General features: G+C 57.3%; 23 protein-coding genes. 6 read left to right on the forward strand and 17 right to left on the reverse strand.

Translation table 11 applies throughout. The features are described 5' to 3' along the window. Positions 1-44 precede the first annotated feature (44 nt). Both F8B91_RS14580 and F8B91_RS14585 read right to left on the reverse strand, forming a co-directional pair. Positions 45-488: a hypothetical protein gene (locus F8B91_RS14580; RefSeq protein WP_196504575.1), complete on the reverse strand. Its 444-nt coding sequence runs from the start codon at positions 486-488 to the stop codon at positions 45-47. 114 nt (positions 489-602) lie between these two features. Then, positions 603-1,346, reverse strand: coding sequence for an SDR family oxidoreductase (locus F8B91_RS14585; protein WP_196504576.1), 744 nt, complete (start codon positions 1,344-1,346; stop codon positions 603-605). A 132-nt stretch (positions 1,347-1,478) separates the two neighbouring features. Between F8B91_RS14585 and F8B91_RS14590 the strand changes: the two genes are divergently transcribed. Together F8B91_RS14590 and F8B91_RS14595 are read left to right on the forward strand one after the other, a co-directional pair. Beyond that, positions 1,479-2,663 (forward strand): divergent polysaccharide deacetylase family protein, encoded by a 1,185-nt coding sequence (locus tag F8B91_RS14590; RefSeq protein WP_196504577.1) that lies wholly within the window; start codon positions 1,479-1,481, stop codon positions 2,661-2,663. Beyond that, positions 2,663-3,157 (forward strand): RNA pyrophosphohydrolase, encoded by a 495-nt coding sequence (locus F8B91_RS14595; protein ID WP_196504578.1) that lies wholly within the window; start codon positions 2,663-2,665, stop codon positions 3,155-3,157. The genes F8B91_RS14590 and F8B91_RS14595 overlap by 1 nt, the downstream gene beginning before the upstream one ends. Here F8B91_RS14595 and F8B91_RS14600 read toward each other — a convergent pair. The 9 genes from F8B91_RS14600 to F8B91_RS14640 form a co-directional block, all read right to left on the reverse strand. After that, on the reverse strand, positions 3,154-3,456 hold the full coding sequence (locus F8B91_RS14600) for a YciI family protein (RefSeq protein WP_196504579.1): 303 nt from the start codon (positions 3,454-3,456) through the stop codon (positions 3,154-3,156). The genes F8B91_RS14595 and F8B91_RS14600 overlap by 4 nt on opposite strands. 24 nt (positions 3,457-3,480) lie before the next feature. Further along, positions 3,481-4,218, reverse strand: a complete 738-nt coding sequence (locus F8B91_RS14605) for a VOC family protein (protein ID WP_196504580.1) — start codon at positions 4,216-4,218, stop codon at positions 3,481-3,483. Then, on the reverse strand, positions 4,218-5,882 hold the full coding sequence (locus F8B91_RS14610; RefSeq protein ID WP_196504581.1) for an MBL fold metallo-hydrolase: 1,665 nt from the start codon (positions 5,880-5,882) through the stop codon (positions 4,218-4,220). The genes F8B91_RS14605 and F8B91_RS14610 overlap by 1 nt, the downstream gene beginning before the upstream one ends. 10 nt (positions 5,883-5,892) lie before the next feature. Further along, the gene (locus F8B91_RS14615; RefSeq protein WP_196504582.1) at positions 5,893-6,642 is read right to left on the reverse strand and encodes an LOG family protein; all 750 of its coding nucleotides are present in this window, start codon (positions 6,640-6,642) and stop codon (positions 5,893-5,895) included. 52 nt (positions 6,643-6,694) lie between these two features. Beyond that, positions 6,695-7,459 (reverse strand): formyl transferase, encoded by a 765-nt coding sequence (locus tag F8B91_RS14620; protein ID WP_196504583.1) that lies wholly within the window; start codon positions 7,457-7,459, stop codon positions 6,695-6,697. A gap of 231 nt (positions 7,460-7,690) precedes the next feature. Next, positions 7,691-8,851: an iron-containing alcohol dehydrogenase gene (locus F8B91_RS14625; protein ID WP_196504584.1), complete on the reverse strand. Its 1,161-nt coding sequence runs from the start codon at positions 8,849-8,851 to the stop codon at positions 7,691-7,693. 10 nt (positions 8,852-8,861) lie between these two features. Further along, on the reverse strand, positions 8,862-10,253 hold the full coding sequence (locus F8B91_RS14630) for an aldehyde dehydrogenase family protein (protein ID WP_196504585.1): 1,392 nt from the start codon (positions 10,251-10,253) through the stop codon (positions 8,862-8,864). Between the two features lie 2 nt (positions 10,254-10,255). Next, complete coding sequence (locus F8B91_RS14635) at positions 10,256-11,632, reverse strand: glutamine synthetase family protein (RefSeq protein WP_196504586.1); 1,377 nt, start codon at positions 11,630-11,632, stop codon at positions 10,256-10,258. After that, the gene (locus F8B91_RS14640) at positions 11,629-12,390 is read right to left on the reverse strand and encodes an N-formylglutamate amidohydrolase (RefSeq protein ID WP_196504587.1); all 762 of its coding nucleotides are present in this window, start codon (positions 12,388-12,390) and stop codon (positions 11,629-11,631) included. The genes F8B91_RS14635 and F8B91_RS14640 overlap by 4 nt, the downstream gene beginning before the upstream one ends. A 146-nt stretch (positions 12,391-12,536) precedes the next feature. Here F8B91_RS14640 and betA point away from each other — a divergent pair, with 146 nt between their 5' ends. After that, the gene (gene betA, locus F8B91_RS14645) at positions 12,537-14,207 is read left to right on the forward strand and encodes a choline dehydrogenase (RefSeq protein ID WP_196504588.1); all 1,671 of its coding nucleotides are present in this window, start codon (positions 12,537-12,539) and stop codon (positions 14,205-14,207) included. A 3-nt stretch (positions 14,208-14,210) separates the two neighbouring features. Here betA and F8B91_RS14650 read toward each other — a convergent pair whose 3' ends face one another. Continuing rightward, positions 14,211-15,398, reverse strand: coding sequence for an SAM-dependent methyltransferase (locus F8B91_RS14650; RefSeq protein ID WP_196504589.1), 1,188 nt, complete (start codon positions 15,396-15,398; stop codon positions 14,211-14,213). A 264-nt stretch (positions 15,399-15,662) separates the two neighbouring features. Here F8B91_RS14650 and F8B91_RS14655 point away from each other — a divergent pair, with 264 nt between their 5' ends. The 3 genes from F8B91_RS14655 (at position 15,663) to argE (ending at position 18,893) form a co-directional block, all read left to right on the forward strand. Continuing rightward, positions 15,663-17,258 carry an ABC transporter substrate-binding protein gene (locus F8B91_RS14655; protein WP_196504590.1) on the forward strand — a complete coding sequence of 532 codons (1,596 nt, stop codon included), beginning with the start codon at positions 15,663-15,665 and terminating at the stop codon, positions 17,256-17,258. 91 nt (positions 17,259-17,349) lie between these two features. Beyond that, positions 17,350-17,742, forward strand: coding sequence for a Co2+/Mg2+ efflux protein ApaG (gene apaG / locus F8B91_RS14660; protein ID WP_196504591.1), 393 nt, complete (start codon positions 17,350-17,352; stop codon positions 17,740-17,742). After that, positions 17,742-18,893, forward strand: a complete 1,152-nt coding sequence (gene argE, locus F8B91_RS14665) for an acetylornithine deacetylase (RefSeq protein ID WP_196504592.1) — start codon at positions 17,742-17,744, stop codon at positions 18,891-18,893. The genes apaG and argE overlap by 1 nt, the downstream gene beginning before the upstream one ends. On the opposite strand, the gene F8B91_RS14670 is transcribed toward argE, so the two are convergent. The 5 genes from F8B91_RS14670 to F8B91_RS14690 form a co-directional block, all read right to left on the reverse strand. Beyond that, complete coding sequence (locus F8B91_RS14670) at positions 18,894-19,997, reverse strand: mandelate racemase/muconate lactonizing enzyme family protein (RefSeq protein WP_196504593.1); 1,104 nt, start codon at positions 19,995-19,997, stop codon at positions 18,894-18,896. Beyond that, the gene (locus F8B91_RS14675) at positions 19,994-20,806 is read right to left on the reverse strand and encodes an ABC transporter permease (protein WP_196504594.1); all 813 of its coding nucleotides are present in this window, start codon (positions 20,804-20,806) and stop codon (positions 19,994-19,996) included. Before F8B91_RS14675 ends, F8B91_RS14670 begins: the two co-directional genes overlap by 4 nt. 13 nt (positions 20,807-20,819) lie before the next feature. After that, entirely contained in the window at positions 20,820-21,764 is a 945-nt protein-coding gene (locus F8B91_RS14680; RefSeq protein WP_196504595.1) for an ABC transporter permease, read from the reverse strand. 3 nt (positions 21,765-21,767) lie between these two features. After that, positions 21,768-22,871, reverse strand: coding sequence for an ABC transporter ATP-binding protein (locus F8B91_RS14685; RefSeq protein WP_196504596.1), 1,104 nt, complete (start codon positions 22,869-22,871; stop codon positions 21,768-21,770). A gap of 120 nt (positions 22,872-22,991) precedes the next feature. Then, positions 22,992-24,152, reverse strand: coding sequence for an extracellular solute-binding protein (locus F8B91_RS14690; RefSeq protein ID WP_196504597.1), 1,161 nt, complete (start codon positions 24,150-24,152; stop codon positions 22,992-22,994). Between the last annotated feature and the right edge of the window lie 182 nt (positions 24,153-24,334).

The following is a 24,334-nucleotide window of genomic DNA, read 5'->3' on the forward strand; positions in this document are numbered from 1 at the left end:
ACCGGCGAGGCATAAACCCCGCCGGCCTGCAGGTGCCGTGTTTGTTAAAGCTTGGTGCCGGCCTGTGACGAGGCGACAGCCTTGGCCGCGTCAATCAAAGGCTGGGCCGCAGCCACGCAATCCTTGATGCTGGTGTCCTTGCCGCACATCACGCCAATGGAAACACCCTTGCCGAGCTGCAGGCGGAAGCCCTGCCCCTTGCCCATCATCATCATGCCAGGCCCACCACCCGGGCCGCCCATGCCAGGCCCGCCACCCTGGTCACCCATGCGGTGGTCGCCGTGATGGCCACGATGGCCCCATCCCCACCAGCCGCCACGGTCATCATCACCACGCGGCGGTGGCGGCGGTTGACCATCGTCATTGTTGTCAGCGGTTTGGGTGTTCTGCTGGTCAGGCGCCGGCGGATTGGCGGCGGAATTCTCGGCATAGGCCACGCTGCCCAGAACCGAAAGCACGGCAACGCCCAAAAGCAATTTCTTCAACATCTTGATACTCCATTGTTACAACCGGTCCACGTTCGGGAGAACCAGTTCGTTGCATAAGGGACGAAGGCTTGCGGCCATTCCGTCGCCTCATGCGCAATGGAAATATTTCGGATTTTAGATTGAAAGTCCGCCGTCAATCACCATGGCCTGGCCGGTGACAAAGGCACTTTCATCGCTGGCCAAATAAGTGACCAGCGCTGCAATCTCATCCGCCTGCGCCAAGCGGCCCATCGGCTGGCGGGCCACGAAAGCAGCCCGTGCCTTTTCATAATCACCCTGGGCACGCATGCGGTCATGCAGGCTCGGTGTATCCACCGTGCCGGGGCATATGCAATTGCAGCGCACACCCTTGGTCACAAAATCCGCCGCCACCGATTTGGTGAGGCCGATCACGGCGGCTTTCGATGCGCCGTAAGCCATACGGTTGGGCAGGCCCCGCACCGAAGAGCACACCGAAGCCATGTTGATGATCGAAGCGCCACCCTTGGCCAGCATGCCCGGCAGATAGGCCTTGATCATGTGGAAATGCGATTTGACATTGAGGTCAAACGAAAAGTCCCAGTCCTTGTCCTCGGCATCGAGGATGGTGCCGGCATGGACATAGCCCGAGCAATTGAACAGCACATCAATGTTGCCGGTCTTGGTGGCAGCGGCGGCGATGGATTCAGGTTTCAGCACATCGAGCACCAGAGTGGAGATGCTGGCATGCTCCTTGGAAAGCTCCTTGAGCAGGTCTTCACGGATGTCTGTGGCCCAAACTTTGGCACCTTCTTGGGCTAAAGCCAAAGCGCTGGCCTTGCCGATGCCCTGGGCTGCCGATGTCACCAAAGCTGTCTTTCCGTTCAAACGTCCCGTCATTTCAATCTCCTGTTGGGCGCACCATAGGGGCCGCGCCCGCCCTTTGTCCACCAAGGCCCAGTCATCTCGCTATGGTTAACGCCGCATTAACGATTGCCCACGCAAATTGCCTCAGGAATCGAATAAAGCACCATGCGCCGCGATGAACTGAAACAGCCGCTGCATAAGCGAAATACGGCCGCAAGGCTCTGGCAACAGAGGCCGTCGGCGCTTGTCTCGGCCTATGCGATCATGCTCTGCGTCTATGCTGGCAGTGGCGTCTGGCTCACACGCCAACATGCGCCCTTCGCCGGCGAACCCGTAGTCACCGTCGCCATGGCGCCAATTGAAGTCACCGAGAATCTCGACATGGCGCAATCGGTGGTCAAGCAAGACAAGCTGGCTACGGAAGAGGAAGACGCTGTCGATGTGACGACCGCGTCCACTGACATTGCACCGTCATCGACGCGCCAGAAGATCACCAAGATGGACAGTCACGTCACCATCATCACCAACAGTAGGCCAAGCCTGGTGAAGGCTCCGGTCGAAGCCGTCACTGAAACAAGCGATCAAGGCCCTCTGCCCAAGATCGCCAGCAATGGTGCACGGCCTGCGGATGTTTACGCCAAGAAGGCTTCGCTGAACGATCTTCATTCCGATGCGCCCAAGATCGTACTGATCCTCGGCGGCATGGGCCTCAACGAAAAACTCACCCGCACCGCCATCACTCAATTGCCTTCGGAAGTGACTTTTGCTTTCGCACCTTATGGCAACAATGTGCAGGCCCAGGTGGACAAGGCCCGCGACGAAGGCCATGAAATTTTCCTGCAATTGCCGCTGGAGCCGGTGGGCTACCCCGCCAACAATCCGGGCCCGCGCACCTTGCTTGCCGATGGTGACGCCGCCACCACGCGTGAGAATCTCAATTGGCTGCTCAGCCGCTTTGCCGGCTATGCCGGTGTGATCAATTATATGGGCGGGCGTTTCCTCTCGACACCTAACGCCACCAAATCGCTGCTCAGCGAGATCAAGTCACGCGGCCTGAATTTCGTGGAAGATGGCTCCGGGCCGATGACCTCAACCGATCAGGTCGCTGGCCCGCTCAACATGCCCATCCGCCACGGCACCAGCGTGATCGACCAGAACCCTGATCCAAGCGCTATCACTGCCGCACTCGACGCACTTGAGCAACAGGCGCAGGGCGGGGAGATCGCCATCGGCACCGGCTCTGGCCTTGATGTGACGATCAGCACTGTCAAGGAATGGATTGGCGAAGCGCAAACCCGCGGCGTTGTGATCATCCCCGCCAGTGCCGCCTTTGTGGGCTCACGCGGATAATGATCCGGCCTGATATTACCGCTTACCGCCCTTGCGTGGGCATCATGCTGTTCAACAAGGCGGGCCTCGTCTGGATTGGCCGCCGCTTTGAAAAGCAGAATGACGATGGTATCGGCAAATGGTGGCAGATGCCGCAAGGCGGCATTGACGAAGGCGAAGACATCGAAGCCGCCGCGCGCCGCGAGCTTTACGAGGAAACAAGTGTCACTGCCGTTTCGCTGATGAAAGAATCCGAGCGCTGGTACACTTATGATCTGCCGGACCATCTGATCGGCCAGTCTTGGAAGGGCAAATATCGCGGCCAAAAGCAGAAATGGTTCGCCTTCCGCTTTGAAGGCAAGGATGAAGACATCAATCTCGTCGTGCCCGGCCACAAGCAGGAATTCGACGAATGGCGCTGGGCCAAGATCGATGAGCTGATCGAGCTGATCATCCCCTTCAAGCGCAAGCTCTATGAAGAGTTGGTGCAGGACTTCCGCGCACTCGGCGCCTAGTCACACACTTCATAGGCGAAGATCGCCTTGTTCCACCGGACAACATTTACGTCCTGACGCAGACCGGCACGCGTGGCGGGATCAGCTTCATACAGAACCATAGCCTCTTCGCGTGTGCTGACATCGAGAACCAGAAGACTCCCAATCGGCGTCTTGCCATCATCGGTCCGCAGGCTTCCGGCGCACAGGATCTTGTCCTTGATCGACTGTTCGTAAGCCCAGTGTGCATCCATCAGAACGCGGTCCTGACGCAGCCTCACGCCATCAGCCGAATCCCGCGCCGTGATCATCCATGCCATGGAGCTGTCTCCTCATCTTGTGGCCTAGGCCTCGAACGAAATCCTGGTGCCGAACGCATCAACCGCTGCGGCTTTGACGCCTGAAATGGTAAAGCCCGAAAAGCCCGCAGCACCACGATCCACTTTCAGCTCACCATTCTTTTCGAATTGGTACACATCACCTTCTGGTGCCACGTCCGTGAAGGCCGTTAGAAAGTGCGAATGTTCGCCATTGTCTTGCAGCGTGACGCGTCTGATGCCTGTCGCGCCATTCGGGTGTTGCTGGAATTTTGGATTCCAGAAATTCTCTGGAAAATGCTGTTGGCAGCGAAAGAATGCGGCATTCGGAAAATCCGGCTGCGTAGTGAAGGCCAAGGTGAAAGCCACTTGTGTCTCGCTGCCATCTGGCCGCTTGGCCTTGCGCTCGAAGAAGAACGGCTCATAGGGGCCAATGCCTGCACTCCGGAAAGCAGCCGCATCACCTTTTGCGTCGACACTATCGAGTACGAACATGGCCAAGCCTTCGCGCTGCGCCAGATAGTCCCGCACGAAAGCGCCGAAACTGAAATGCTCTGGCCGATGCTCCGGAATGGATGCAGCATCGCCCACCGTGATCAATTCAAGAAACGAACTGCCAAACTGCACGATGCGGTTATGTGTGCCCCAGGGATGCATGTTGCGCGCACCCACCTGAAAGCCGAGGCTCTGATAAAACGCACCCGCCGCATCCAGATCGTTGACGGCAAGCACAAGATGATCAATGCGGCGCGCCGAGACTGGCATCAGCCCTCGTCAAATCCGCGCCGGCCCGGCCTGCGCCGCTGGATATTGGGCGGCGGCAACGGAGGCGTGCCATCTTCACTCAATGCGCGGCGCAAGCGCCTGAGGATCACGCCACGCTGCTTGTCACCAGCGGCCTGATCCAGCGTCTCCTGCACTTCGCGCAGCAGGCCCTGATAATCATTGTCCCAATCCGGCTTCGCCACGAGAGCATGTTCAAGCCGCGGCATGTCTTGCGAGGCCTGTTCCACCAGCCGTGCTATGGGGCCAGAAATTTCATACGCCTCGTCCAACGCGGGCCGGATGATGCGGTCTTCAGCAATGATTTTGTCCTTGGCATCCCGTGCCAAATTGATCTGCCGCTCTTCTTCGCCGTGCGTGATGAACACATTGCGCGCGATGGGCTTGCGCTCCTGCAGCCATTGCACCAGTTCCGGCCCATCAGCATGGCCGGAATAATCCTCGACGGAACGGATGGTGGCGGCCACTTTCACATCCTCACCCATGATGCGAACGGATGACACGCCTGACTTCAATTCCGCCCCCAATGTGCCCACCGCCTGATAGCCCACAAACAGCACGGTGGTAGACGTCTTCCACAAATTGTTGCGCAAATGGTGCCGGATGCGCCCCGCCTCCGCCATGCCCGAAGCCGAGACCACGATGAAGAATCCGGTAAAGCGATTCAGCGCCTTTGAATCCTCCACCGACTCCGTGGTCTTCACCAAAGGCGAATTGAACGCCCGCGCCAGGTCCGAGCCGTTTTCCAGCTCTGTCGAATGCTTGCGGAAAATCTGCGTGGCTTTGCCAGCGAGAGGCGAGTCAATAAACAGCGGCGCTTGCGGCACCCGGCCCTGCTCCATCAGCATCACAATGTCTGTGACCACTTCCTGCGTGCGCTCCACCGCGAAGGAGGGAATAAGCAGTACACCATTGCGCTTGGCCGCTTCAGTGAGTTCGGCTGCCAGCAACTCGCGGCGCTTGTCCTGACTGCGCTCAAACCGGTCATAGCCCCCATAGGTCGACTCGCAGACCACATAGTCCCAATCGGTCGGGCCTTCCGGGTCGGGCTCCAGCATCATGTTGTCCGGACCGATATCACCGGAGAACAGCAGGCGGATCGGCTTGCCACCCTCTTGTTCAATCTCGGTTTCAATCGACGATGAACCCAGCAGATGGCCGGCATTCCAGAACCGCATGCGGATGCCGGCGGCGGGCGAGAACCATTCCTTGTAAGGGTGTGGCTCAAACTGCTCCAGCGCCGCCATGGCATCGAGCAGCGTATACATCGGCTCCACCTCCGGCTTGCCCTTGCGCGCCGAACGAACATTCAGCTGTTTCACTTCCATTTCCTGGATATGGCCCGAATCCGGCAACATGATCGCGCAGAGATCTGCCGTACCATTGGTGCAGTGAATCTTGTTCTTGAACCCGTGCCGCGTGAGCTTGGGCACCACGCCGGTGTGATCAATATGCGCATGGGTCAGTACCAGCGCATGCACCGTGCCCACATCGAAAGGAAACGGCCGGTAGTTGAGCTGGTTCATGCTGCGCGAGCCCTGGAACATGCCGCAATCGACCAGCACCTTGGCCTGCTCGGTTTCGATCAGGTAGCAGGACCCGGTGACGGTGCGCGCGGCACCGTGGAAATGCAGTTTGACGCTCATGATGTTTCACTCATGGAATTTTGAGGCCAAGCGCCAGCAGCGCATCCCAGGCCCCTTCGGGTGTATCGGCAAAGGTGAACAGCTCAAGGTCTTTGCGGTTGATCAGACCGGCTGTCGCAAAATGCTCAAAATTAATGGCCGTGTTCCAGAACTTTGAATCATACAGTACCACCGGCAAAGGTTTGGTCATCTTGCCGGTTTGCCGCAGCGTCAATAATTCGAACAGCTCATCCATCGTGCCAAAGCCGCCAGGGAAAACCACCAGCCCCGCAGCGCGCATGGCAAAATGCATTTTGCGCATGGCGAAATAGTGAAAGCGAAAAGTGAGATCGGGCGTCGAATAGGGATTGGGTTCCTGCTCGCGCGGCAATGTGATGTTGTAGCCGATCGAAGGGGCTCCGGCGTCATAGGCGCCGCGATTGGCCGCTTCCATGATGCCCGGCCCGCCACCGGTAGCGATCACATTTTGCTTTGCCGCACCGCTGGTGTCTTTCGCACCGCCCTTTTCAGAACAGATGCGGGCAAATTCCTGTGCCGCCTCATACCAGCCTGATGAATCTTGCTCGCGCACCCGGGCCGAGCCGAAGACGACGACGGTTGATTCCACATTGCGAGCGCGAAGATTTTCTTCGGCCTTTAGGTATTCGAGCTGGAAGCGGATGCCACGGGTGGAATCGCCCAGTACAAAATCCCGGTCCACCGCAGGCAGGCGGTAAGCCGGATTTTCCATCTGCAATTTGTTTGAAGGCCGGTCGCTCATATGTCCTAGAGCTATACCAGATCACGCCCGTTTTGAATGAATTATTCGAAACTCACCAAACGCCGCGTAATGCACCTCGGATATATTGGAAGAAGCCGGGATGATACCAAACGAGGCCATCATCTGTGATAGGGTGCGACTTAACCTGCTTTTTCCATACCGCCTTCACGGCATTGGCAACGTGCTCAAGCGCTGCTGCGGTCTGCAAGAGGGGATAGGTAATGAAATTATCTTCCGGCCCCGGTTCAATCGGTACCTGGGTGATGATATTGCCGGTATCAATGCCTGCATCCACCAGATGCACTGTCACACCACATTCAGTGCGGCGGTTTTCGGCCAACGCCCAATATGCACCATGCGCACCACGATAGCGCGGCGTGATACCCTGATGGGTATTGATGAATGTAGTTTTCACACTGCCCAACGTCTTTTTGCCGATGATACGTGTGCCGTTCACCACCACCACTTCAGGCCTGTATTTCTGCAGCAGCACACGACATTCATCACCATTCACACTGCTGACACGGTGGATGAAGTCACTGACCGGAGGCGTCGACTCCAGACCGTGAAGGCGGCTGAGATAGTTTAAACGCTTTGCACTCATAAGCCGCAACACAGGCCTGATCAAAGCAACAAAAGCCAGTTGGCTGACCACAGGCATAACACCAATTCTCTTCATACGGAGTTTAATCAGATTGCGCTTTGAAACTCCATCCTCAATGAGGATGGGAAAGGGACCAAAGCGGGAAACAAGATCATTATACACGATCCATGTCGTGCTTTTGTCGGTGCCAAGCATAAGGAGTGAGTTGTTCATCATCGTCTCAGAACGTAGCGCAACTCAAAATAGATCAGGAAATCTCAAGGTTCAGTGTATTTCCGCAGCTCTTCTTCACGCATATGGTGAAGATTAGCGCGAAGCATTCGCCCCAACGGAAATCTGGCGTCACATTTTCTAAAAATGTGCTCTATTCCACGTCAGCGACGAAGTTCTCTATGGCGCAATAGATTTTGTGAGGGCCTATTCTGAGTCGACGAAATATCAGGCCTAGAGTTCACCCTCAACGCATTTCTTGGCGAGAGCCTTGTACTGCTTTTCGGTGAACTGGATCGGGTTGCCGCCGGCGGACGGATCCTTGATCGCCATCGCTGCCACCTCGCCGAGACGTTTGGTATCGATGCCAATGTCTGCCAGCGTATGTGGAATGCCGAGGTCCTTGCGCAAAGCCAGAACCCATTTCAGGAAACCATCAAAGCCGCCCTTGATCTCAAGATAGGCAGCCGCACGCGCAAAATCCTTCTCGATCTTCTTGCGGTTGGCGACGAGCACATAAGGCAGCACAATGCCGTTGAGCAACCCGTGATGCGCATCATAAAGCCCGCCAATCGGATGAGATAGTGCGTGGACGGCGCCAAGGCCGCGCTGGAACGCCGTGGCGCCCATGGTGGAGGCCATGAGCATGTTGCCGCGTGCATCCAGATCCTTGGGCTTCTTCACAGCGGTGGCCAGGTTGTCCTTGATCAAAAGCATGCCTTCCAGCGCGATGCCTTTGGACAGCGGATGATAAAACGGTGCAGAGTAAGCTTCGATGCAATGCGCCAGCGCGTCAAAGCCCGTGGCCGCCGTGAGCTTGGCTGGCAAACCGACAGTGAGTTCCGGATCAAGCAGTGCCACTTTCGGCATGATCGCCGGATGGAAGATGACCTTCTTCTCATGCGTGTCGGGATGCGTCACCACACCTGCGCGGCCTACTTCGGAACCCGTACCTGCCGTGGTGGGGACAGCAATGATCGGCGAGATCCGGGATGCATCAGCGCGCGTCCACCAATCCCCAATGTCCTCCAGATCGAACACCGAGATCGACTGGCCATGCATGAGGGCAATCATCTTGCCGATGTCGAGGCCCGAACCGCCACCAAAGGCAATCACGCCATCATGCATGCCCATCTTGTAGGCCTTCACGCCCGCAATGATATTGGCCTCCACCGGATTGGGCCGCACATCGGAGAACAGCTGAACGGGTAGGCCGGCAGCCTTCAGATCGGCCAGGATATCTGCCACCATCGGCGAGGCCGCAAGGCCAGGATCAGTCACGAACAGCGGGCGCTTGATGCCATTGGCCTTGCACAGATCAGCCAGTTCCTTGACGCGGCCTGCGCCGAATTTGATGGCGGTCGGATAGTTAAAATTGCGGTTCGGAATGGTCATCGCATCATCCTCAGATTTTTGTTCTCAAGTGGAAACTCTTCGGCCGGGTCAACGCCTCATAGCCGAGCGCGGACAAAGTGGCTCCCCGGCCCGTATTCTTGACCCCCGTCCAGGTCAACGCCGGATCTAGATAGTCGCAGCGGTTCATGAACACCGTACCGGTTTCGACCTTCTCGCCGATAGCCTGTGCGGCACCGGCATCAGACGTCCAGATCGCGGCGGTGAGGCCGAATTCGGAATCATTCATCAGCTGCACGGCCTCTTCATCGGAAGAAACCTTCATGATGCCGACAACCGGCCCAAAGCTCTCATCGCGCATCACACTCATCTGATGGTTCACATCGGTGAGGATTTGCGGCGCGAGGTAGGGCGTACCCTTTTTGCTGGCGGCAAAAGCCTTCTCATCAATGTGAGCCTTTGCGCCAGCGCGCACGGCAGAGGCAATCTGCTTGCGCACAAAGGAAGCGGCATCGGCCTTGATCATCGGGCCCAAGGTCGTGGCTTCTTCCAGTGGCGACCCCAGCACATAACCCTTGGTCAGCGCCACAGCGCCATCGACGAAATCCTTGTACAATGACTTGTGCACATAGATGCGTTCAATGCCGCAGCAGCTCTGCCCCGAATTGAAGAAGGCGCCATCGACCAGATTCTCAACCGCATGGGACAGATTGGCATCGGAGCGCACATAGGCCGGGTCCTTGCCGCCGAGCTCAAGGCCCACCGACAGGAAATGGCCTGCAGCAGCACGCTCAATCGCCTTGCCGCCCGGCACAGAGCCGGTGAAACACACCATATTGGCCAGCTTCGACGAGATCACTTCGGAAGCCTGCTCATGGCTCATCACCAGATTGTGGAACAGGCCCTTGGGCAAGCCCGCCTTGGCAAAGGCCTTGGCGAAACGCTCGCCCACCAGCAGCGTATGCGACGCATGTTTCAGCACCACCGCATTGCCCGCCATGAGAGCAGGAATAATCGAATTGACGGCGGTGAGATAGGGATAGTTCCACGGCGCAATGGTGAACACCACGCCCAGAGGCTCGCGCTTGATGAACCGCGTAAACCCGGCCTTGGGATCAGGCACCACATTTTCCAGCGAAGACGCAGCAATGGAAATCATGTGCCTGGCGCGTTCTTCAAAGCCGCGCAATTCACCCGCGCCATAGCGCACCGGGCGGCCCATTTGCCAGGCGAGTTCGGGAATGATCTCATCCTTCATCGCCAGCATGGCATCCACCGCCGCCGTGCAATATTTTGCACGTTCAGCAATGGAAAGATTGCGCCAATCCTTCTGCGCATCGCGCGCTGCAAGGAATGCTGCATTCACTTCCTTTTTGGAAGCAAACTTCCGCTTGGCGACGACCGAGCCGTCAACTGGCGATAACGCCGTAATGCCTGCCGCCATGATCAGTACCGCTCGAAGCCGCGCTTGAGTTCAAGATCGGTGATGCGGCGGTCAAACTCAAACTGCTCCCACTTCGCCGTGTGAACATAATGATCGACCACATCATCGCCCATCACCGAGCGCAGGAATTTGGATTCGTCCAGCAGCGTCGTCGCTTCACGCAGCGTCTTGGGGATTTCACGCAGCTTGCGCGACGTGTCATAGACATCGCCTGAGGCCACCGGCTCCAGCTCCATCTTCTTCTCGATGCCATCAAGGCCGGCAGCGATGAGAGCTGCAAAGGCCAGATAGGGATTGAGATCGGCACCGCCCACGCGGCACTCGACACGGATCGCCTTGGTGTCGGCGCCGCAGATGCGGAAACCTGCGGTACGGTTATCAAAGCTCCACACCGCGCGGGTCGGCGCGAATGTACCGGCCATGAAACGCTTGTAGGAGTTCATGTAGGGCGCGAGGAAATAGGTGATCTCGGCGGAATGCGCGAGCTGTCCAGCCAGATATTGCTTCATCATCGGCGACATGCCGTGTTCGCCGGCCTTGTCCTGGAAATGCGAGGTCTTGCCATCGATCGACCACAGCGACTGATGGATGTGCGAGGAATTGCCGGCCATGCCGTAATCCCACTTGGCCATGAAGGACACAGCCTTGCCTACGCCGTAAGCAATTTCCTTGGCGCTGTTCTTGATGATCGCATGGGTATCGGCCATGCGCAGCGCTTCATCATACTTGACGTTGATTTCTTCCTGGCCTGGGCCCCATTCGCCCTTCGAATTTTCCACAATGATGCCCGCACCGGCCAAGCCGTTGCGCAGCGCACGCATGTAAACCTCTTCCTTCGAGGTCTGCAGGATGTTGTAATCCTCGATGTAATAGCCAGCAGTCTTGAGGTTGCGGTAGCCTTTGTGGAAGGCCTGTTCATAGGTGTCGTCGAACAGGAAGAATTCCAGTTCCGAGGCCATGTAGGCCTTCATCTTCATCGCCTCGAGGCGCTTCAGCTGCTTCTTCAGCATTGCGCGGGGCGAATGCGGCGTATCTTCGTGGGTGTGATGGTCCAGCACATCGCAGATTACCAGCGCAGTGCCCGGCAGCCACGGCGTCTTGCGCATGGTTGAGAGATCTGGCTTCAGGATGAAATCGCCATAACCCTTTTCCCAGGACGTGGCCTTGTAACCCGGCACCGGCTCCATTTCGATATCAACACCGAGCAGATAGTTGCAGCCATGGGTCTCTTCATAACCACCGTCCGCAAAGTATGCGGCATGGAAGCGCTTGCCGATCAGGCGGCCCTGCATATCCACCAAAGCGCACACAACCGTGTCGATGGTTCCGGCCTTCACCTCGGCCTTCAGCTGTTCCAAAGTCAGCATTCCGTTGCTCATATTTTTTCCCCTCCCAATTTTATGGCTGCCTGGATCAAAGGCACGGACAGCCGTTGCGCCCATTGTTGTTGATTACGTTCAGTCTCAAGGAGATCATTGCAGATTTCAATCATCAAGTGATGCAGCCCGCGCGGAGCTGCATGTAAATTCAACAGATGCATCACGCCGTCTTTCGGGCCGTAAGGCTCATTCAGCTTGGTCGCCACATCAGGGTAGGATTTCACCAGCTGCTGGGCCAGCCAGGCATCCCGGTCAAACAACAGGCCCAGATCAACCTCACGGCGCTTGTCCTTGTAGATGCGGGTGAAGGAATGGATCGAGATCACTGCAGTGGGTTGGGCCCGCGCCGCACGGTCATCAAGATGCACTTCCAAAGCATGGTTGAAGGGCCGGTAAACCTGCTGCGTGCGGGCCAGTCTGGCTTCTGCGCTGAGATTCTTGTTGCCAGGAATGTCGAAGACCTCGCTCACCTCCGGCATGGCACCGGGCGCTTCCGGCGGGCGGTTGCAATCATAGATCAGCCGTGAGAACCGCTGCAGAATAAGTGGCGCATCCAGCAGCCGCGACAACAACCGAGCGGTTCCGGCCGCACCAATGTCATAGGCGATGTGTCGGTTGAGATCGGCCTCACTTAGGCCCAGCCGGTTCAATCCCGCGGGCACAAGGTTTGAAGCGTGTTCACAGACCAGCACGAACGGCGAGCTGCCCTCTTCATTCACCCATTCAAAGACAGTCTCGCCCGCCGGTATAATTTCCATGCAAATCCCTCTGCGCAAACAATGTCGCAAAACCACCCTATGCCGCAAGCATCCCGGTGTGCGCTGCCGCAAGTGCGTCATCAAATGTCGCAAGCAACGCTCTCCATCGCCACGCCCTGCGCGAGAACGGCTTGAGGGATTGGTCCATGGCGCGGCAAGACGGCAATACAACAGATTTCATCATCATCGGTTCGGGCTCCGCAGGCTCGGTGCTGGCGTCGCGGCTGTCGGCTGACGCGAAGCATACGGTGCTGGTGCTGGAATATGGCGGCAGCGATATCGGCCCACTCATCCAGATGCCATCAGCCCTATCTTACCCAATGAATATGGGCCTCTATAATTGGGGCTTCGAAACGGAAGTGGAACCCAATCTCAACAACCGCAAGCTGGTCACCCCGCGCGGCAAGGTGTTCGGCGGCTCATCCTCGATCAATGGCATGGTCTATGTGCGCGGCCATGCGCGCGATTTTGACACTTGGTCCGATATGGGCGCCACCGGATGGGCCTATGCCGATGTGCTGCCCTATTTCAAACGGCAGGAAAATGTTGCGGAGGGCGACCCCGCCTGGCGCGGCAAGGATGGCCCGCTTTATGTGAAACGCGGCAACCGCCGCAATCCGCTCTACAAAGCTTTTATCGAGGCAGGCCGGCAAGCCGGTTATCCGGTCACGCCCGACTATAATGGCCAGCAGCAGGAAGGCTTCGCCGACATGGAAATGACGGTGCACAAGGGTGTGCGCTGGTCAGCTGCCAATGCCTATCTCTGGCCCGCCTTCAAAAAAGGCCGGATCGGTCTGGAAGGCCGCGCCTTCGCCCGGCGCATTCTGCTGGAAGGCAAAAAGGCCGTCGGCGTTGAATATGAACAAGGCGGCGAGATCAAGCGTGCCTTTGCGCGCCGCGATGTCATTGTCTCGGCCTCCACAATCAATTCACCCGCTCTGCTGGAACGCTCCGGCATCGGCGCACCTGCGGTGTTGAAAAAAGCCGGCGTCGATGTCGTCCACGCGCTTCCCGGTGTGGGCGCCAATCTGCAGGACCATCTGGAAGTCTATTTTCAGCTGCGCAGCCTGCAGCCCGTCACCCTCAACAGCAAGCTCGGCCTGATTTCCAAGGGCATGATCGGTCTGGAATGGCTGTTGTTCGGTACCGGCCTCGGCGCCACCAACCATTTCGAAAGCTGCGGCTTCATCCGCTCAGCCGCAGGAATTGAATATCCCAATATCCAATATCATTTCCTGCCCGCCGCCATGCGCTATGACGGCACCGCCGCCGTGGATGGCCACGGCTTCCAGGTCCATGTGGGGCCGATGCGTTCAAAATCGCGCGGCCATATCCACATCAAATCGCCGGACCCCAGGCAGAACCCGGAAATCTTCTTCAACTATATGTCGCATCCTGATGACTGGAAAGAATTCCGCGCCTGCATGCGCCTGACCCGCGAACTGTTTCAACAGGAGGCGATGAAGCCTTTTGCCGGCGACGAAATTCAGCCCGGCTCTGGAGTTGTGAGCGATGCCCAACTTGACGCCTTCATCAAGGAACATGCCGAAAGCGCCTACCATCCGTGTGGCACCTGCCGGATGGGATCGGTGAAGGACAAGATGGCGGTGGTTGATCCGCAATGCCGTGTCATCGGTATGGAAAACCTGCGCGTGGTGGATTCCTCCATCATGCCGCAAGTGACCAATGGCAATCTCAACGCACCCACGCTGATGATTGGCGAAAAGGCCGCCGATCACATTCTGGGCAAGCAGCCGCTCGCGCCGTCCAATCTGGAGCCCTGGATCAATCCGAAATGGAAGAAGAGCCAGCGTTAGGAATTACGCCGGCTTCCTGATCTTGTAGATGCCAACGTCGATCACGCCTTCGGCGAAACCGGCCTCGCAATAACAGAGATACAGCGTCCACAATTTCCGGAAACGCTCATCAAAGCCCAGCGGCTTGATCTGCGGCCAGGCGGCATCGAAGCGCTGGCGCCACTGCAACAGGGTTTCAGCATAGCTCTGGCCAAAGGTCTCAATCTTTTCCAGCAACAGCCCAGCCTTCTGCGTCTGTTCGCGCATGATGTCCTTGGTCAGCAGCATGCCGCCCGGAAATACATAACGCTGGATGAAATCGACGCCCGATTTGTAGGCCGGGAAATTCTCTTCCAGAATGGTGATGCCCTGGATGGCCGCCGCACCGCCAGGCTTCAGCCGGTTGAACAGCGTCTTGAAATAGGCGGGCCAATGTGGCTCACCTACTGCTTCAATCATTTCAATCGAGGCAATGGCGTCATAGACGCCGGTCGTGTCGCGGTAGTCTTCAAACACCAGCTCGGTGTTCTTCGACAGACCTTGCTTGTCCATGCGTTCTTTGGCGAATGCCAACTGTTCCTTGGACAGCGTGATGCCACGCAAAGACGCGCCAGCCTTGGCTGCCATTTCGGCAAACCCGCCCCAGCCACAACCGATTTCCAGGACCTTGGAGCCTTTTTTGACTTCCGCCGCTTCCAGCACCCTTTGGTATTTCAGCTTTTGCGCGGCCTCAAGACTGTTGGCCTTGCTGTCAAAAATGGCGGAGGAATAGCTCATCGTGTCGTCCAGCCAGAGCTTGTAGAATTCATTGCCGAGGTCGTAATGCGCCGAGATGTTTTCCTTCGAGCCCGCAGCAGTATTGTCGCGCAGCCGGTGCCAGATCTTGTCAAAAACGCTGGCGCGGAACATGCCCGACGCATTGTCCAGCCCGGCCCGGTTCTGCAGGTAGAAGCGGAAAAAGGCGGTCGGGTCCTTGCTCTCGATGTCGCCCGCCAGGTAACGCTCGAAAAACCCGAGCTGGGCGCGGCGGACCGAGGCCCAGATCACCTTGAAGTTGCGTAGGGTGAGATCGGCCTTCTCGCCCGGCTCAACCCCGCCGAGCGTGAAGACGCGACCGGACGGTAGCGTCACGTCCAGGCTGCCCTTGAAGCCTTTCGGCAAAAGCCGCGCCGCTACTGAAACAATCGCCTTTTCAACCAGAGTTTGCCGCATGACGGCCTCCAAATTGCTCACCGTTTGAGGACAATAGGGGCGAAAGTGAAAATCTTGCAAGCCCGTAAGACAGTCACAAATTCATCACCTGATTTTGCATTGACCATGGCCCAAACCCATGCAAGCATAGCTGCCAGAAATCGGGCGCATAGCCGGATTTTATCAAGGGGAGAGTCAAGTTCTTTGGCTTGGGGCAGCACAGGGTTCGCTGCCTTTGGATGAGCTACGAGACCTCAGTTGCTTCACTAATGAGGAGAACATTTAATGACTGAATTCGATCATAAACTTGCTGCCATGAGCCGCGCCGTCGGCCAGGGCAAGCTTTCCAGGCGTGATTTCATGCAGGTTGCCATGGCGGCAGGCCTCACGGTATCCGCTTCGCAGGCTCTGTTCAGCACCGCTGCACGCGCCGCACCGAAGAAGGGCGGCGACTTCAAGTTTGGTTGCGGCCACGGCCAGACCACTGACTCGCTCGATCCGGCCACCTGGTCGAACGGCTTCACCTTCCATTTCGGCAAGTCGCTCTTTGCTGCTCCGCTGACCCAGGTGGATAACAAGAACAACGCCGTTCCGCACGTTGCTGAAAGCTTCGAGCCTTCTGATGGCGCCCAGAAGTGGGTGTTCAAGATCCGCAAGGGCATCACCTATCATGACGGCCGCACGCTGACCGCCGAAGACGTGGTGAACACCATCAACTACCACATTAGCGCCGACTCGAAGTCGCCCGCCAAGTCGGTTCTCTCGTCTGTCACCAGCGTCAAGACCGATGGTCCCGACACGGTGATCTTTCAACTGAAGGGCGGCAATGCCGACTTCCCTTTCCTGCTCACTGATTATCACCTGGGCATCTATCCATCGAAGGACGGCAAGATCGATTGGGAAAAGGGCATCGGCGCTGGCCCCTATTCGATCAAGAACTTTGAACCCGGCGTTCGCATCTTGGGCGAGCGTAACAAGAACTACTTCAAGGACACCTATTTCGACACTGTCGAAATGTTGTCGATCGTGGACGTCGCGGCCCGCACCAACGCCTATCTCTCGGGCGAAGTGCACTACATCAACCGCGCCGACCTCAAGACCATTGATCAGCTGAAGAGCGCTCCGGATACCGAGCTCTATAACCAGGCTGGTTTCGCCCACTACACGGCACCGATGCATGTGGATTCTGCACCCTTCGACAAGCTCGAAGTGCGCCAGGCGATCAAATATGCCATCGACCGCCAGGAACTGGTGGACAAGGTCCTCTATGGTTACGGCACCCCGGGCAATGACAACCCGATCTCGACTTCGATGAAATACGCGATTAACCCAGAGCCGGTCTATACCTATGATCCGGACAAGGCCAAGTCGCTGCTCAAGAAGGCCGGTTTGGAAAACCTGAAGGTTGACCTTTCTGCTTCGGATGCTGCCTTCGCTGGCGGTGTTGATAGCGCCCTTCTGATGGCTGAACAGGCCAAGAAGGCTGGCATCGAGATCAACGTGGTCCGTGAGCCGAACGACAGCTATTGGGACAACGTTTGGCTCAAGAAGCCGTGGTGCCTCTGCTATTGGGGCGGCCGCCCCGTGGCCGACATGTTCCTCTCGGTTTCCCTGGCTGCTGACGCTGCCTGGAACGACACGAACTGGAAGAACCCGCGCTTCAACGAGCTGCTCATTGCCGCTCGCGCTGAAACGGATGAGAAGAAGCGTGCTGCTCAATATGCCGAAGCCCAACAGCTGGTGCATGATGACGGCGGCCAGGTTGTTCTCATGTACAACAACTTCGTTGGCGCCATGTCTACCAAGATTGGCCACAACGAATTCAACTCGGACTTCGACGATGACGGCGGTTATTGCTGGGAACGTTGGTGGATGGCGTAAGCCTTCCATACCGATAAGAGTTAAGGAAACCCCGGCGGCAATGCCGGGGTTTTTCTTTGAGTGTGGGCCCTCGACCAGCTAAAATGGCTTCATGTACCGCGCCGTCACCCGCAATATCGAAATCACCGCCAAGCCACAGTTCCTCGAGGATCAATCACGCCCGGAGAATGACAGATTCGTTTGGGCCTATACGATCACCATTGCCAATCTGGGCGATGAGCCGGTGCAATTGCTGACCCGCCACTGGATCATCACCGACGGTAATGGCAGCAGGCAGGAAGTGAAAGGCCCCGGCGTCATCGGCGAACAACCGCGCATCAGCCCCAATGACAGCTACACCTATTCATCGGGCTGCCCACTGGCCACGCCATCCGGCGTGATGGTCGGAACCTATGGCATGGTGGATGAAGCGGGCCAGCATTTCGACGCTGCCATTCCCGCCTTCTCGCTGGACAGCCGCTTTGACCGGCACAGCGTGAATTGATGAAAGTCTTTTCGGCGCGTGACATGCTGGCAGAACTGGTGCGCTTTGACACAACCTCGCGCTTGTCCAACCTGCCGCTCATCGATTTTGTCGAAAACTATCTCGATCAATTCGGCGTGCCTTACATCCGCGTAGATTACGAAGATGGCCGCAAGACCAATCTCTATGCCACGATTGGCCCCGATGTGGCGGGCGGCATCGTGCTCTCCGGCCATACCGATGTGGTGCCTGTCGATGGGCAGGATTGGCAGAGCGATCCTTTCACGCTCACTGAACGGGGCGGCAAACTCTATGGCCGCGGCACGGCCGACATGAAAGGCTTCATCGCCGTTGCCCTGGCCTTGGTGCCGCGCTTCATCAAAATGAAATTAAAAACACCCATTCACCTCGCTTTGTCTTGCGACGAGGAAGTGGGTTGCCGCGGTGTCCGCCCCCTGCTCGCCCATCTGCGCGATCATCTGAAACAGCCGCGCGCCGCCTTTATCGGTGAACCCACGTTGATGAAAGTGGTCAATGGCCACAAGAGTGCCGTCACTTTCAACACAGAAATCAAAGGCCACGAGGCCCATTCCAGCCTGACCGACCAAGGCGTCAACGCCATCATGGTGGCAGGCGAGGTGCTGACCGAGATCAACAGCCTGCGCCAGGAATTGATCGCCATCGGTGATCCATCGGGCCGCTATGATCCGCCCTATTCCACCATCCATGTGGGCCTCATCAAGGGCGGCACAGCCAAGAACATCATTCCGCGCCATTGCGAATTCCAGTGGGAGACGCGCCTGCTTCCCAATGCCGATCGCAATCTGGTTCCGGCACGGTTGGAAGCGCTGCGCCTCAAGCTTGAACCCGGCATGAAAGCCGTGGCGCAGGATGTGGGCATTTCAACGAAATCCATCAACGAAGTGCCGGGCCTGATGCCGGAACCGGATTCAGAGGCTGAACATCTCGCACTTCACGCTGCCGGCGCCAATGCCACCCATGCCGTGTCTTACTGCACCGAAGCCGGCCTGTTCCAATCCATCGGCATTCCATCGGTGATCTGCGGCCCCGGCAATATTGAGCAAGCCCACAAGCCGGATGAATATGTCGAGGAAAGCCAGCTCGCTTTGTGCGAGACCTATCTGCTGAAACTGGCGGAAAGCTGCCTTTAGTTAGGCCACTTCGCTGATCTTGTATTCAGCTTTGTCCAGCCAGGCCGGATTGATCTCAACACCCCAGCCCGGTGCATCGGTAATCACCGCATGGCCATTTTCGATCCTGTAGGGATCACCGAGGAACAAGCCGTCCTGCCACGGATAATAATCCAGACCCTCAATCGAGAATTCGAGATACTTCCCGGCATTGCGAATGGCCTTCAGCAGATGCATGGTGCACATCGTGACGAGGCCCATATTGGCCGCATGTGGCGTGACTTTCATTCCCGCAGCTTCCGCCATCTTGCACACATGCAGCGTGCGCGAGATGCCACCCAGATACATGATGTCTGGCTGTACAATGTCCACCGCGCGCATGCCGATCATGGTTTTCCAGGCGCTGAATTCGCAATCCTGCTCGCCACCCGTCACATCAATATCGAGCGCATCAGCGACTTGCTTGGTCTGCTCGAATTCCCAATAGGGGCACGGCTCTTCATAATGCCCGATGCCATTGGCCTCCAGCATGCGGCCCACTTCAATCGCCTTGTTCGGCGAATAACAGGAATTGGCATCGACCAGCTTGTCGATCCCGTCGCCCAAGGCCTTGGCCACATAGGGCACCACTTTCTCGGTGCGCCCTTCCCATTCATCCTTGTCGCGGCCCGTCTCCGCACCCACGCGCCATTTGAAGGCATCAAAACCCTTTTCATCGCGCAGCTTGAGAAAACGCTTGGCCTCATCTTCCGGCGTGATGTCGCGCTTCATCGAAGAGGCATAGGCGCGCAACTTGCCGGGTGTGCCGCCGAGCAGTGAAACCACCGGCTTTCCCGCCTGCTTGCCGCGCCAGTCCCACACTGCGGTATCAAGCCCCGTCATCGCACGGCGCAGATACGAGCCCGGAAATTTGTGTTCCTTCTCGCCGCTGGTGGCCAGAATATCATCGAGGTCATCCGTATTGCGGCCTAGCGCGTAAGGTGCGACTTGTCGGTGCAGAATTTCGCAGGTCAGATCGGAATTGTAAGTCGAAACCTGGCCCCAGCCCTGCGACCCATCTTCAGCCGTCAGCCGTGTGAAACCAACAAAGCGGTTGGTGAAGGTCTCGAGACTCTTGATCTTCATTGCGCGGCTTGAAGCGCTTGGGCCTTGGCAAGATTAGTACGGCGGATGATTTCATAAATGATTGCACCCACAATGGTGATGCCAATCATGATGGCTGCCAAAGCGCAGATCGATGGCGTGATGCCGGTCCGTACTTTTGACCCGACATAAACGGTCAACGTCGTCGAGGCACCACGAGTGAACTGTGTGGCATTGAAATTTTCCACTGACTGGAAAAATGCCAGCACAGCGCCGGCCGCAATCGCCGGATAGAGATGGGGCAGCAAAATGCGGCGCAACATCTGCGCATGCGATGCACCCAGATCGAGAGCTGCTTCTTCCAGCGCCCCATCAAAACTCTGCAACCGTGCCAGAACCATCAGCATTACATACGCGGCAATGAAGCTCGTCTGTGCCAGCACCGAGATTTGCAGGCCGGCCGGCGCGTTGAACTTGTACCAAAAGAGCAATGTTGAAATGCCGATGACGGCACCCGGCGTCAGGATAGGCGCAATCATAGTTGCATAGAGCAATGTCCGGCTTCTGCCCTTCAGGCTGTTGACCAGAATGGCACCCGCCGTGCCGATGGGAACCGAGAGGGCAACCACCGCAAGGGCAACCATGCCGGTATTGGCGGTGGCCTGCCAGATGGTGGCGTCATTATATAATTCGGCAAACCACCGCCAGGTAAAACCATTCCACGGCAAGACAGTAGGGAAGCGTGAATCGTTGAAGGCCGCCCCGCACATCACAATGAGCGGCAGCAGAAGATAGATCAGGAAGACGTAGGAATAGGCCTGCAAGACCGCATGTGTTGGTTTCGTTGCCATCAGCGCCCTACTCTCACTTCGCGATGTCGGCAAAGCCGACCTTGAACACACGCATCATAATCGTCACAAACGCCGTGCAGGTGAACAGCAGGATGAAGGCATAGGCCGCACCGGCATTCCAGTCATGGGTTTCAAACATCCATTGCTGGATTACCTCGGTGAACCACCGCGACTTGGGCGATGCCAGAAGCGAAGGCACGAGAAGCGAGCTGGCCGACAGCATGAACACTGTCACGCAACCAGACGCGATACCGGGCTTGCAATGCGGCATGATCACCCGCCAATGCTTGCGGAAAATCCCGGCCCCCAAATCCTCGGCGGCTTCAATCTGGTTCGAATCCAGCGAAGTCATCGCGTTGTACATCGGGAAAAGCATGAACAGGATATAGGTATAAACGAGACCTATCATGATACCGGAATAACCATTCATCCCCCACGTCCAGTGAATGGGATCCGTGATGATACCAAGGCTCTGCAACACGATGGTAAGCGGACCTTTCAGCGACAGTATGATGTACCACGAGAAAGACCGCATCAACTCGGACACCCACAGCGGAATGACCAGCAAAAGCAAATAGGTGGGCAGGAGCGATTGGGGCATCACCTTCGCCAGACAATAGGCGATGGGGTAGCAGATCAGCAGCACGAGCAATGTGGCAAGGCAGCTGTAGACAATGGTGATGAAGAACACCCACAAGTGAATGGGCAGCGGAATTGTGACTTCAGCGCCGCCAATGCCAAATGTCATGTCCTGCGCATTGCTGAACAGCACCAGATAATTGTTCAGGAAATAATGGTCGTTGGGTCCGTTAATCTCGGTCACCGGCAGATAGGGCCGGAACGATTGTTCAAACAGGCCTGCATAGGGAAGGATCACCAGAACGAGCAACCAGAAGGCCGTGAGGCCAATGGCGGTATAAGTAATGCCGCTGCCGTAACGCCGGAAAAGCTCGCTCATGCCTTACTCCTTTTCCTCATAGGCAACAGCCTCTGAATCAAGCAAGGCGAGGGCCTTATTCTGCTCAAAGGTGATGTTGGTGGATGTGCCGGCCGGAGGTGGCGGGTTGGAGACGTCGTTGCGCACTTCAGCAGAAAGCTTGTGGCCCTTCTTGTCGCGCATGAACACGGTGGCAAAATTGCCCTCGAAGGACACGCCTTCCACCGTGACGGGAAGCGAATTGCTGCCAGCCCTGGGCTTGGCGGCAAAACCCATATGTTCAGGGCGAACATAGAGCCGGCATTTGGAATTCTTGTCCACGCCTTCGCCCAGCGTCACAGCAAATTCACCCACTTCGGTCTTGAATTTGCCTTCGCCTTTGGAACTACTGCTAACCTGACCGGTGAACTTGTTGTTCTCGCCGACGAAGGACGCCACAAAGCCATTGGCTGGATTGTTGTAGATTTTCTGCGGCACATCTACTTGCTGGATCTTGCCGCGGCTCATGACCGCCACGCGGTCAGACATCGCCAAGGCTTCGCCCTGATCGTGGGTGATGTAGATGAAAGTCACATTGGTGCGCTTCTGGATGGCGCGCAGCTCAGCGCGCATATGCTGGCGCAGCTTCAAGTCCAGTGCGGAAAGCGGCTCGTCGAGCAGCATCACTTCCGGTTCCACGGCAAGTGCGCGGGCAATCGCCACGCGCTGGCGCTGGCCGCCGGAAAGCTGCGAGGCAAAACGGTCGCCCACGCCGGGCAGCTCAACCAGGTTGAGCAGCTCTTCGGCCTTTTCACGGCGCTTGGCCTTGCTCACGCCGCGCACTTCAAGGCCGAATGAAATATTCTCCCATACCGTCATCAACGGAAACAGTGCGAGATTTTGAAAGATCATGGCCGTCGGGCGCTTGTTAGGCCCGATGCCCTTCATGTCCTTGTCGCCGATCAGCACCTTGCCCTGCGTCGGCTCGATGAAGCCCGAGACCATGCGCAAGATGGTGGTCTTGCCGCAGCCCGATGGTCCGAGAAAGGAAAAGAATTCGCCGGGATTCACTTTGACAGATACGTTGTCGACCGCGCGGTAATTGGCGAAATCCATCGTCACGTCGTTCAGTTCAACACTTGCCGTCATATCCCTCGCCCCAAAATAGAATGCCCCATGACTATTGCTGTTTTGATCCGGCTCATCAAGCCGTCTTAATAAAGACGGGGCGGCAACCTGCCGCCCCGTCCATGTTCACTTGCGCAAATATTATGCAGACTTCCACTTGTCGGCATATTCGCCGCGGGTCTTCGTCCACCAGGCTGGCTGAGCCGGCCACCACCAGAGCTTGGTGAGGGCATCGCCCGGATAGGCGGCTGCGTAGAACTTGGACACAGCAGGGTCCATCAGCTCAATGCCGCCCTTGCCGACCGGATTTGCCTTGAAGTCCGAAGCCCAGGCAGAAGCGCCTTCAGCGGTGGAGATGAACTTGGCGAATTCATGCGCCTGGTCCACGTTCTTGGCATTGGTCATCAGCACGAAGCCTTGGCTCCAGCCGAATGCGCCTTCCTTCGGCGCGATGAAGCCGTAGCCCTTGTCGGCCAGGTTTGCACCGGTCGAATCCCAGGTCAGGCCAAGCTCAGCACCATTGGTGAGGAACGCGCCCTGTGCTTCATTTTCCGAAGCCCAGAACTGGGCAACGTTCTTCTTGTGCTTGATGGCTTCAGCAAGGGCGATGTCCCACAGCTTGCGCATGGTGGCTTCGTCCTTGTAGCCATCGGTCCAGGGCTGCGGCAGCTTGCCGGCAGCATCGAGAACGCGGCCCATGGCGGACAGCGAAGAGTGGCCGCGCAGGGTAACCTTGCCGACATACTTGTCGTCGAACAGGTCAGCGAGGCCGATCTTGCCATAGGTGCCATCAACGGTCTTGGTGTTGAAGGTCAGGGCTTCGGTGCCCCAAACCGACGGAACCCAAAGACGCTTGCCACCGATTTCGGAAGCATCGCCAGCCTTCGAGCCGGGAACGCCGTCCAGGTAGTTGCCGGGAGCCAGCTTGGAAAGATCCCAGGCCTGAACGACGCCTTCAGCATTCCACGACGGCAGCGCATTCACAGTCGGTTCCATCACGTCGACGGCACCGGCCTGAATGGCGGTCTTGGAATCAGCCAGCATCACGTCTTGGTCAGCAGCTTCCTTGAAGTTCACCTTGATGCCAGTGGCCTTCTCAAACTTGGCCATGGAGTTGGTCTTCAGGCTGTCATAGCCAGCCCAGCCTTCAAAGTTCAGTTCGCCTGAGGAAGAGAACGCGTTCTCAACCGTGAGCGGAGCAACAAAGCCAACAGCGCCAATGGCAACTGCAGACTTGAGCAGGCGGCGGCGCGACACGGTAGCGGCGCGAACCAGTTCCTGCGTAGGGGTCAGTTTTGTCATGTTTGAACTCTCCTCGATAATACCGTCAATCTTGTCCAGCTCATGCCGGATGGGGCGATATTAGCTTCGAGCATGACTCTTTTGTGACACTGTTGCAATGGGGGTAAGACCCTCACGCATGGCGTGGCACCAACAGCATTGCCAGGCTGGCCGCATGGATTTCAACCCGAGGGCAAGGAAAA

Origin of the sequence: Aestuariivirga litoralis (assembly GCF_015714715.1) — a bacterium.
GTDB lineage: Bacteria > Pseudomonadota > Alphaproteobacteria > Rhizobiales > Aestuariivirgaceae > Aestuariivirga > Aestuariivirga litoralis_A.

What these genes read in the sequence shown, in the direction of transcription:
- F8B91_RS14680 (WP_196504595.1), bottom strand. Translation starts at nt 21,764, where the DNA reads ATGAGCGAGCTTTTCCGGCGTTACGGCAGCGGCATTACTTATACCGCC.
- F8B91_RS14685 (WP_196504596.1), bottom strand. Translation starts at nt 22,871, where the DNA reads ATGACGGCAAGTGTTGAACTGAACGACGTGACGATGGATTTCGCCAAT.
- F8B91_RS14655 (WP_196504590.1), top strand. Translation starts at nt 15,663, where the DNA reads ATGACTGAATTCGATCATAAACTTGCTGCCATGAGCCGCGCCGTCGGC.
- argE (WP_196504592.1), top strand. Translation starts at nt 17,742, where the DNA reads ATGAAAGTCTTTTCGGCGCGTGACATGCTGGCAGAACTGGTGCGCTTT.
- F8B91_RS14620 (WP_196504583.1), bottom strand. Translation starts at nt 7,459, where the DNA reads ATGAACAACTCACTCCTTATGCTTGGCACCGACAAAAGCACGACATGG.
- F8B91_RS14585 (WP_196504576.1), bottom strand. Translation starts at nt 1,346, where the DNA reads ATGACGGGACGTTTGAACGGAAAGACAGCTTTGGTGACATCGGCAGCC.
- F8B91_RS14580 (WP_196504575.1), bottom strand. Translation starts at nt 488, where the DNA reads ATGTTGAAGAAATTGCTTTTGGGCGTTGCCGTGCTTTCGGTTCTGGGC.
- F8B91_RS14670 (WP_196504593.1), bottom strand. Translation starts at nt 19,997, where the DNA reads ATGAAGATCAAGAGTCTCGAGACCTTCACCAACCGCTTTGTTGGTTTC.
- F8B91_RS14675 (WP_196504594.1), bottom strand. Translation starts at nt 20,806, where the DNA reads ATGGCAACGAAACCAACACATGCGGTCTTGCAGGCCTATTCCTACGTC.
- F8B91_RS14595 (WP_196504578.1), top strand. Translation starts at nt 2,663, where the DNA reads ATGATCCGGCCTGATATTACCGCTTACCGCCCTTGCGTGGGCATCATG.
- F8B91_RS14690 (WP_196504597.1), bottom strand. Translation starts at nt 24,152, where the DNA reads ATGACAAAACTGACCCCTACGCAGGAACTGGTTCGCGCCGCTACCGTG.
- F8B91_RS14600 (WP_196504579.1), bottom strand. Translation starts at nt 3,456, where the DNA reads ATGGCATGGATGATCACGGCGCGGGATTCGGCTGATGGCGTGAGGCTG.
- betA (WP_196504588.1), top strand. Translation starts at nt 12,537, where the DNA reads ATGGCGCGGCAAGACGGCAATACAACAGATTTCATCATCATCGGTTCG.
- F8B91_RS14635 (WP_196504586.1), bottom strand. Translation starts at nt 11,632, where the DNA reads ATGAGCAACGGAATGCTGACTTTGGAACAGCTGAAGGCCGAGGTGAAG.
- F8B91_RS14610 (WP_196504581.1), bottom strand. Translation starts at nt 5,882, where the DNA reads ATGAGCGTCAAACTGCATTTCCACGGTGCCGCGCGCACCGTCACCGGG.
- F8B91_RS14590 (WP_196504577.1), top strand. Translation starts at nt 1,479, where the DNA reads ATGCGCCGCGATGAACTGAAACAGCCGCTGCATAAGCGAAATACGGCC.
- F8B91_RS14625 (WP_196504584.1), bottom strand. Translation starts at nt 8,851, where the DNA reads ATGACCATTCCGAACCGCAATTTTAACTATCCGACCGCCATCAAATTC.
- apaG (WP_196504591.1), top strand. Translation starts at nt 17,350, where the DNA reads ATGTACCGCGCCGTCACCCGCAATATCGAAATCACCGCCAAGCCACAG.
- F8B91_RS14615 (WP_196504582.1), bottom strand. Translation starts at nt 6,642, where the DNA reads ATGAGCGACCGGCCTTCAAACAAATTGCAGATGGAAAATCCGGCTTAC.
- F8B91_RS14650 (WP_196504589.1), bottom strand. Translation starts at nt 15,398, where the DNA reads ATGCGGCAAACTCTGGTTGAAAAGGCGATTGTTTCAGTAGCGGCGCGG.
- F8B91_RS14630 (WP_196504585.1), bottom strand. Translation starts at nt 10,253, where the DNA reads ATGGCGGCAGGCATTACGGCGTTATCGCCAGTTGACGGCTCGGTCGTC.
- F8B91_RS14605 (WP_196504580.1), bottom strand. Translation starts at nt 4,218, where the DNA reads ATGCCAGTCTCGGCGCGCCGCATTGATCATCTTGTGCTTGCCGTCAAC.
- F8B91_RS14640 (WP_196504587.1), bottom strand. Translation starts at nt 12,390, where the DNA reads ATGGAAATTATACCGGCGGGCGAGACTGTCTTTGAATGGGTGAATGAA.